The organism is Planomonospora algeriensis (genome assembly GCF_977012225.1).
This window is the reverse complement of record NZ_CDRNDK010000310.1, coordinates 1-7,921: the sequence shown is the minus strand read 5'-3', so window position 1 is coordinate 7,921 and position 7,921 is coordinate 1. Positions and strand designations below refer to the sequence as shown.

5 protein-coding genes and 2 pseudogenes are annotated in these 7,921 nt (G+C 72.9%); 5 read left to right on the top strand and 2 right to left on the bottom strand.

Annotation, left to right across the window (positions count from 1 at the left end):
• A pseudogene (locus ACWJ6R_RS25595) lies at window positions 1–786 on the bottom strand (sensor histidine kinase); the annotation flags it as partial.
• Window positions 787–1,121: 335 nt separating this feature from the next.
• Here ACWJ6R_RS25595 and ACWJ6R_RS25590 point away from each other — a divergent pair.
• From ACWJ6R_RS25590 to ACWJ6R_RS25570, 5 genes and pseudogenes are all read left to right on the top strand, one after another.
• Entirely contained in the window at window positions 1,122–1,625 is a 504-nt protein-coding gene (locus ACWJ6R_RS25590; RefSeq protein WP_449064677.1) for an acVLRF1 family peptidyl-tRNA hydrolase, read from the top strand.
• A 389-nt stretch (window positions 1,626–2,014) separates the two neighbouring features.
• Window positions 2,015–3,613, top strand: coding sequence for an ABC-F family ATP-binding cassette domain-containing protein (locus tag ACWJ6R_RS25585; RefSeq protein WP_449064676.1), 1,599 nt, complete (start codon window positions 2,015–2,017; stop codon window positions 3,611–3,613).
• A 114-nt stretch (window positions 3,614–3,727) separates the two neighbouring features.
• A complete protein-coding gene (locus ACWJ6R_RS25580; protein ID WP_068899248.1) occupies window positions 3,728–3,943 on the top strand; it encodes a helix-turn-helix domain-containing protein in 216 nt (71 codons plus the stop codon).
• A 200-nt stretch (window positions 3,944–4,143) separates the two neighbouring features.
• The gene (locus ACWJ6R_RS25575) at window positions 4,144–4,878 is read left to right on the top strand and encodes an enoyl-CoA hydratase/isomerase family protein (protein ID WP_449064675.1); all 735 of its coding nucleotides are present in this window, start codon (window positions 4,144–4,146) and stop codon (window positions 4,876–4,878) included.
• An 87-nt stretch (window positions 4,879–4,965) separates the two neighbouring features.
• A pseudogene (locus ACWJ6R_RS25570) lies at window positions 4,966–6,839 on the top strand (ABC transporter ATP-binding protein).
• A gap of 81 nt (window positions 6,840–6,920) precedes the next feature.
• On the opposite strand, the gene ACWJ6R_RS25565 reads toward ACWJ6R_RS25570, so the two are convergent.
• Window positions 6,921–7,802 (bottom strand): sulfotransferase family protein, encoded by an 882-nt coding sequence (locus tag ACWJ6R_RS25565; protein WP_449064674.1) that lies wholly within the window; start codon window positions 7,800–7,802, stop codon window positions 6,921–6,923.
• Window positions 7,803–7,921: the final 119 nt, after the last annotated feature.

The window sequence follows — 7,921 nt, the reverse complement described above, 5'->3', positions numbered from 1 at the left end:
GCCGGCGGGCGGGGCCGGCACCGCGTGCAGCCCGTAGACCAGGTCGCGCACGCTCTCGACGGACTCGGCCAGCCGCTGGCGCGCCTGCAGCAGCAGCGCGTCGGCGCCGGCTGCGGCCGCACGCGCCTCGGCGACCATGGTGGTGAGCGCGGTCAGGGTGCTGCCGAGCCCGTCGTCGAGCACCCGCAGCAGCCGTCGCCGCTCCTCCTCGCGGGTGGACAGCAGCCGCTCGTGGGCGCGCGCCAGGTCGCCGGTGAGCTGGACGGCGTGCGCCACCTCGGCCAGGTGCCTGGCCAGCAGGTCCAGCAGGCCACGGTCCGGGCGGGCGCCCCAGACCGTGAGACTGCCGACCGGCCGGCCGTGCCAGACCAGTGGTGTGACCAGCGGCGCGACGGGCGTGGTCGATGTACCGTCCCCGGTGGACCCGGCGGCCAGTCTGGTGCCCTCGACCTCGACGAGCACGCCGTCCGCCCGTAGCGCCTGCCTGACGGCGGCGGCTCCGGAGGCCAGCGCCTCGCCTGACCCGCCGGCGGCCTGCACGCTCTGCGCCAGGCGCTCGGCCAGCTGGTAGGGGTCGCGCTCGACGGTGAAGAGCTGGTCGGTCAGCTTCAGCAGCCGCAGCCGGAGCGGATGGAACAGGACTCCGGCGGCCAGCGCGGCGACCAGTCCGTCGACGCCGAGCGCGCCCAGCCCGAAGTAGACGGCGGCGACGGCGGCGGTGAGCAATGCGAAGGCCACGAGCGCGGAGAGCCGGCCCGCGAAACCTGAGCCGGTCCGCTGATGCATAGTCGCCGAATTATTCCTATTTGGTGGAAATTAACCAAATTCAGTTATGGTGTGCCTGGCTGGAGGAGCACGCCGAGGCGGCGGGCTCACCGGAGTCCCGGGCTCGGTCCCGGCTCGGATGGGAAGGGATCGGACGCACCCTCGGGCCGGCGCGGGCTCCGGTCCCCGGTAGGGTCCGGGCATGACGTCACGACCGGCCGCGGGCGGGGGCCGCTGGGTCTCGGTGGGGCCGGAGCGGCTCGGCCGCTGGATCGACGGCTTCGCCGAGCGGCACGGCTCGCTGGAGGCGGCCGCCTCCGACGAGGTGGTCCGGATCGAGGGCGCCGACGGGGGCGGTGGCCGAGTGCCGGGTGCCCTTCCCGCCGCTGACGGCCGGCGGCGGCGGTCCGCTGGCGCGGCTGACCACCCACGTGCGCCGGGAGCGCAGGGTGGGCGTGCTGCTGGTACGGCTCGGCGGCCACGCGGCCGGGATCTTCCAGGGGGACGAGCTGGTCTCCTCCAAGGTCGGCTCGCGGCAGGTCCACGGCCGCAGCGCTGCGGGCGGCTGGTCGCAGCGGCGCTTCGCCCGGCGCAGGGAGAAGCAGGTGGACCAGGCGCACGAGGCGGCGGCCGAGGTGGCGCTGCGGGTCCTCGGCCCGCACACCGGAGGACTGGAGGCGGTCATCCTGGGCGGCGACCGGCGGGCGGTGGACGCGCTGCGGGCCGACCGCAGGCTCGCCCCGGTCTTCGCGCTGGAGGCCGAGCCCTTCCTGACGGTCCCCGACCCCCGCCTGGCGGTGCTCACCACGACCCCGGCGCAGTTCCGTGCGGTCAGGATCAGGATCGTCGACCCCGCCTGATCCGCCTGAGACCGCCCGGTCCCTGACCCGGTTGAGGACCCGCCCGGTCTCGCTGGCCCCGCCCGGCCTCGGGCGCTCTCAGCGCGGACCAGTGCGGGCCAGGGCGGCCTCGGCGCGGCTTCGGGCGGTCTCGGACGGTCTCGGCACGGCCCCGGGACGGGAGCCGGACGGCGTCCGCGGCGGGTGCGGGCCGGGTGCGGTGCGGGGAACAGGGCGGGCGCGGGTGCGCGCGAGCCGTACACTGATCCGTATGCGCACCCCCGACTGACGCCGCCCGCGACGGAGCGGGACGGCCGAGCCGAGAGCCGGGAGACACAGGGCGCGGCGGGTTCGGCCACAGCGCCATGGTGAGCCCGTGAATCCCCCAGCCTGGGAGTGTTCCCCCAAACATGATCATTGCTTCTGACATCGAACTCCGCGCCGGAGCCCGGCTGCTCATCGAGGGCGCGTCGTTCCGGGTGAACCCCGGCGACAAGATCGGCCTCGTCGGGCGCAACGGCGCCGGGAAGACGACGCTGACCAAGGTGCTCGCGGGCGAGGCGCTGCCGGCGTCGGGCACGGTCGCCACCACGGGCGCGGTGGGCTACCTGCCGCAGGACCCCCGCACCGGCGACCTGCAGGTGATCGCCCGCGACCGCATCCTGTCCGCGCGGGGGCTGGACGAGGTCCTGCGCGAGCTGCGCGAGGCCGAGCTGGGCATGTCCTCGGCCGACGAGCGCACCCGCGACCGCGCGGTGCGCGCCTACGGGCGGCTGGAGGACCGGCTGCACGTCCTGGGCGGATACGCCGCGGAGTCGGAGGCGGCCTCGATCGCCTCCAGCCTGGGGCTGCCCGACCGGGTGCTCGGCCAGCCGCTGGAGACCCTCTCCGGCGGTCAGCGCCGGCGCGTGGAACTGGCCCGGATCCTGTTCAGCGGAGCGGAGACTCTCCTGCTGGACGAGCCCACAAACCACCTCGACGCGGATTCGATCGCGTGGCTCCGCGAATTTTTGCGATCCCATCAAGGTGGTTTGATCATTATCAGCCACGACGTGGCGCTCCTTGAAGCGACGGTAAACCGGGTGCTCCACCTGGACGCCAACCGGATGGTGATCGACACCTACAACGTCGGCTGGAAGGCCTATCTGGCCCAGCGGGAGACCGACGAGAAGCGCCGCAGGCGCGAGCGCGCCAACGCCGAGAAGCAGGCCTCGGCGCTGATGTCGCAGGCCGACAAGATGCGTGCCAAGGCGACCAAGGCCAAGGCGGCACAGGACATGCAGCGCCGCGCCGAGCGGCTGCTGTCCGGCCTGGAGGTGGAGCGGCGCAGCGACAAGGTCGCCAAGCTGCGCTTCCCCCAGCCGGCCCCCTGCGGGCGCACCCCGATCACGGCGACGGACCTGTCGAAGTCCTACGGCTCGCTGGAGGTCTTCACCGACGTCAACGCGGCCGTGGACCGGGGTTCCCGGGTCGTCATCCTGGGCCTGAACGGCGCGGGCAAGACCACGCTGCTGCGCATCCTGGGCGGCATCGAGAAGCCCGACACCGGCGAGGTGCGGCCGGGGCACGGGCTCAAGCTGGGCTACTACGCCCAGGAGCACGAGACGATCGACCCGGAGCGCACGGTGCTGGAGAACATGCGCTCGGCCGCGGGCGACCTGGCCGACGTCGAGCTGCGCAAGGTCCTGGGCTCGTTCCTGTTCACCGGCGACGACGTGGACAAGCCCGCCGGGGTGCTCTCCGGCGGCGAGAAGACCCGGCTGGCCCTGGCCACCCTGGTGCTCTCGGCGGCCAACGTCCTGCTCCTGGACGAGCCCACGAACAACCTGGACCCGGCCAGCCGGGAGCAGGTGCTCACGGCCCTGAGGTCCTATTCTGGGGCAATTGTCCTCGTAACGCACGATGAGGGTGCTGTGGACGCTCTGCAACCGGATAGGGTGATCTTGCTGCCGGACGGAGTTGAAGACGCGTGGAGCGACGAATTTTCCGATCTTGTGGCACTTGCCTGATCTCAATTTGAGCGGGTACGGATCTTTTCCCTGGGAGTAGGTAGCCGATCCCGCAGAAATGACTGATCATGGCGGAGTAACGCTGCGGAAGTCTGGCACTACAGGAGGTAGCTCGTGGCCGAGACTCTCAAGAAGGGCACCCGGGTGACCGGGGCCGACCGTGAAAAACTGGCCGCCGATCTCAAGAAGCGCTACAGCTCGGGTGAGAGCATCCGCGCGCTCGCCGCTTCGACCGGCCGGTCGTACGGGTTCATCCACCGCATCCTGAGCGAGTCCGGTGTGACTCTGCGCGGGCGCGGCGGCGCCACCCGGGGCAAGACCAAGCGCTGAGCCGCCTCGGAACGCGCGACCGCAGCCGCTCGTCCTCAGCTCGTCCGTCCGCCCGAGCCCGCCGAACTTCATTCTAGAAGAGTCGGTAGGCTCGGGCGTGACAGACGGCGAGCGCAAGGGAGAACGAGCGATGGCGGAAGTGGTGCACGGGGGGGAGTGCGGAGGAGATCTCCCTTACGGAGGTCGGACTGCGCTTCGAGGTGGACGGCGAGATCGCGACGATCACGCTGGCACGGCCGGAGAAGCGGAACGCTCAGACATTCGCCACCTGGTCGGCGCTGGCTCGAATCGGTGACGACCTGCCGCAGCAGGTGAGGGTCGTCGTGGTCCAAGGTGAGGGGCCGTCCTTCTCGGCGGGCATCGACCTGCGGATGTTCACTCCGGAGGGGGTTCCGGGGCAGGGGTCGTTCGCGAGCACCGCCACGCTCCAGGGCGCGGCCTTCGACGAGCGGATCGCGCAGGCCCAGCAGGGGTTCATGTGGCTGCGGCGGCCGGACATCGTCTCGATCGCGGCGGTCCAGGGCCACGCCGTCGGCGCCGGCTTCCAGCTGGCGCTCGCCTGCGACCTGCGGATCCTGGCGGACGACGCCAAGCTGTGCATGAAGGAGCCCGCGCTCGGCCTGGTTCCCGACCTGACCGGGACCAAGCCGCTGGTCGACCTCGTCGGCCTGTCGCGGGCCGTGGAGATCTGCCTCACGGCCCGGACCGTGGGCGCGGAGGAGGCGGCCAGGATCGGCCTGGCCGAGCTGGTCGTCGCCCCCGGCGAGCTGGCGCAGGCCGTACGGGACCTGGCGGCGGCGCTGCTGGCCACCAACCGCGACGCCGCCACGGCGACCAAGCGGCTGCTCCAGGGCGCCTCGGGACGCACGCTGGAGGAGCAGTGCGCGGCCGAGCGGCGCGAGCAGATGGCGCGCATCAAGGCCCTGTTCGGCTGAGAGAGCAGGCCGGATGCGGTGTTCGCCCGGAGCTGATCCGGGAATCACGTCGCCTCTCCCGGCGCTCGGATCGGGAGAGGAGGCCAGATGGCGATGATGGGCGGGGGCTTCGGCCCCCAGGCGATGCGCTCGCTGCGGCGCGACAGCTCGGTGACCAAGGAGCGGCTCGCGCCGGGCACGGTGAAGCGGATCGTGCGCTACTCCAAGCCGTTCTCCCGGCAGATCGCCGCCTTCCTCGCGCTGGTCGTGCTCGGCTCGGTCATCGTGGTCGCCAACCCGCTGCTGATGCGGGCGATCATCGATGACGGCATCAAGGCGGGCGATGCCGGGCTCATCGTCGGCCTCGCGGCGGCCATCGCCGGCCTGGCGGTGCTGGACGCCGCGCTCGGGCTGGCCCAGCGCTGGTTCTCCGCCCGCGTCGGCGAGGGCCTGATCTACAACCTGCGCACCGAGGTCTTCGACCACGTGCAGCGGATGCCGGTCGCGTTCTTCATGCGGACGCAGACCGGCGCCCTGGTCTCCCGGCTGAACACCGACGTGATCGGCGCGCAGCGGGCGCTGACCAGCACGCTGTCGTCGGTCGTGTCCAACGTGGTCATGCTGGTGCTGGTGCTCGGCACCATGATCGTGCTGTCCTGGCAGATCACCCTGGTGGCCCTGGTGCTGCTCCCGATCTTCATCCTCCCGGCCAAGTGGGTCGGGCGGAAGATGTCGGGGCTCACCCGCGAGCAGATGGAGCTCGACGCCGAGATGAGCTCCATGATGACCGAGCGCTTCAACGTGGCGGGCGCCATGGTCGCCAAGCTGTACGGCCGGCCGGGCGAGGAGGCGGACGCCTTCGCCGCCCGCGCCGGGCGGGTGCGCGACGTGGGCGTCACCGTCGGCATGTACGGGACGGTCTTCCGGGTCGCCCTCGGCCTGGTCGCCTCGCTGGCCACCGCGCTGGTGTACGGCGTGGGCGGCGTGCTGGCCGTGAACGGCGCCTTCCAGGTCGGCACCCTGGTCGCGCTCACCGCCCTGCTGATGCGCCTGTACGGCCCGCTGACCAGCCTGTCCAACGTGCACGTGGACGTGATGACCGCGCTGGTCAGCTTCGACCGGGTCTTCGAGGTGCTGGACCTGGAGCCGATGGTGGCCGAGCGGCCCGGCGCCCGTCCCGTCCCGGCCGGCCGGTGACGGTCGAGTTCGACGACGTGCGCTTCCACTACCCGGCGGCCTCGGAGGTGTCGCTGGCGTCGCTGGAGGCGGTGGCCCGCCCCGACACCGGGCAGAGCGGCGAGGTGCTGCGCGGCATCGGCTTCACCGCCCGCCCGGGTGAGCTGGTCGCGCTGGTCGGGCCCTCGGGCGCGGGAAAGACGACGATCACCTCGCTGGTCTCCCGGCTGTACGACGTGAGCGAGGGCGCGGTCCGCGTCAACGGGCTCGACGTGCGCGAGGCCACCCTGGAGTCCCTGCGCGACACCGTGGGCGTCGTCATGCAGGACGCCCACCTGTTCCACGACACCATCGGGGCCAACCTGCGCTACGCCCGGCCCGGCGCGACCGACGAGGAGCTCTGGGAGGCCCTGCGCGCCGCGCAGATCGCCGAGCTGGTCGAGTCCCTGCCCGAGGGACTGGAGACCGTGGTGGGCGACCGGGGCTACCGGCTGTCCGGCGGGGAGAAGCAGCGCCTGGCGCTGGCCAGGCTGCTGCTCAAGGCGCCCCGGGTGGTCGTCCTGGACGAGGCCACCGCGCACCTGGACTCCGAGTCGGAGGCCGCAGTGCAGCGGGCGCTGAAGAGCGCGCTGGCGGGGCGGACCTCCCTGGTCATCGCGCACCGCCTGTCCACGATCCGCGAGGCCGACCAGATCCTGGTGATCGCCGACGGCCGCGTCGCCGAGCGGGGCCGGCACGAGGAGCTGCTGGCCGCCGGGGGCGTCTACGCCGAGCTCTACCGCACGCAGTTCAGCTCCCAGTCGTGACCGGCCGGGCGCCGCCGCCGTGACGGAGCGGGGACCGGCCGGGCGCTGCCGCCGTGACGGAGCGGGGGAGCAGCCGGGCGGTCACCGGTAGCCCAGGCGGGCCAGCTCCTCGCGGGCGACCTTCTCCACCAGCTCGGCGTCCTCGCGGCGCAGGCGGGTGCGCCAGGCGCCGACCTTCGGGGCGCTCCCGCCGTACAGGGCGATCTTGGAGACGCGGGTCTCCAGGAAGCGGGAGAGGATCTCCACCGTCTCGGCGGGCGAGGCGGCGAGCTCCTCGTAGCGCAGGGTCAGCAGCTGCTCGCGGGGGAGCTCGCGGTGCAGCTCCGCGGCCAGGCGCACGGCCCCGCGCCAGCGCAGCGCGCACTTGCCCGCCGTGGACATCGCCTTCCACCGGTCGATGTGCTCGGCGGACTTGACGCCGAGGAAGGGGTTGGGGAACTCGGTGTCGTCGCTCACCCGGACCGGTTTGAACCACGACAGGGCCGCCGGGTCGGCCATCATGTCGGCGGTCACGTCGCGGCCGTCCCGGATCAGCTGGACGAACCGGGCGTCGGGGAAGGCCTGGAGCAGCACCGGGGCGCTGTAGAGCAGGTCGGGGCTGGCGTCGCCGAACCGGGCGACCGCCCCGGCGGTCGCGCACGGGCCCGCCCCGGTCACGCCGCCCGCCTCCCGGCAGACGTCCGGGCACTCGCGGCACGCCCCGGGAAGGATCTGCCAGGACTCGGCCATGGCGTCCCGGAGCACGCGGATGGCGCCCAGGCCCCGGCGGGCGATGGAGGGCCGCCGGGCGAAGGCGTGCACGACGTGCGTCACGGCGGCGCGGCCCATCGTGACGTGGAAGCCGGGGGAGCGTTTGAGGGCGCGGCCCAGCAGGTCCGCGCCGGAGTGCGGGGCGGCGAGCACGAACACCGGCCGGCGGACCTTGATGCCGTTGACCACGAGGATGTGGGGCGGAGGTCGCATGTCTGACCCCAGTGTGGCACCGTTTGCGGAGTGAACGAACCGGCCACGCCCAGGCACGCCGGGACGGGTCCCGCGGTGCCGTGCCCGGGCGGCGCGGAGACCGGCGCGCTCCCGGCGGT

Bases quoted from the DNA above. Each gene is read 5' to 3' on its own strand.
- ACWJ6R_RS25585 (WP_449064676.1), top strand. From the start codon at position 2,015: ATGATCATTGCTTCTGACATCGAACTCCGCGCCGGAGCCCGGCTGCTC.
- ACWJ6R_RS25565 (WP_449064674.1), bottom strand. From the start codon at position 7,802: ATGCGACCTCCGCCCCACATCCTCGTGGTCAACGGCATCAAGGTCCGC.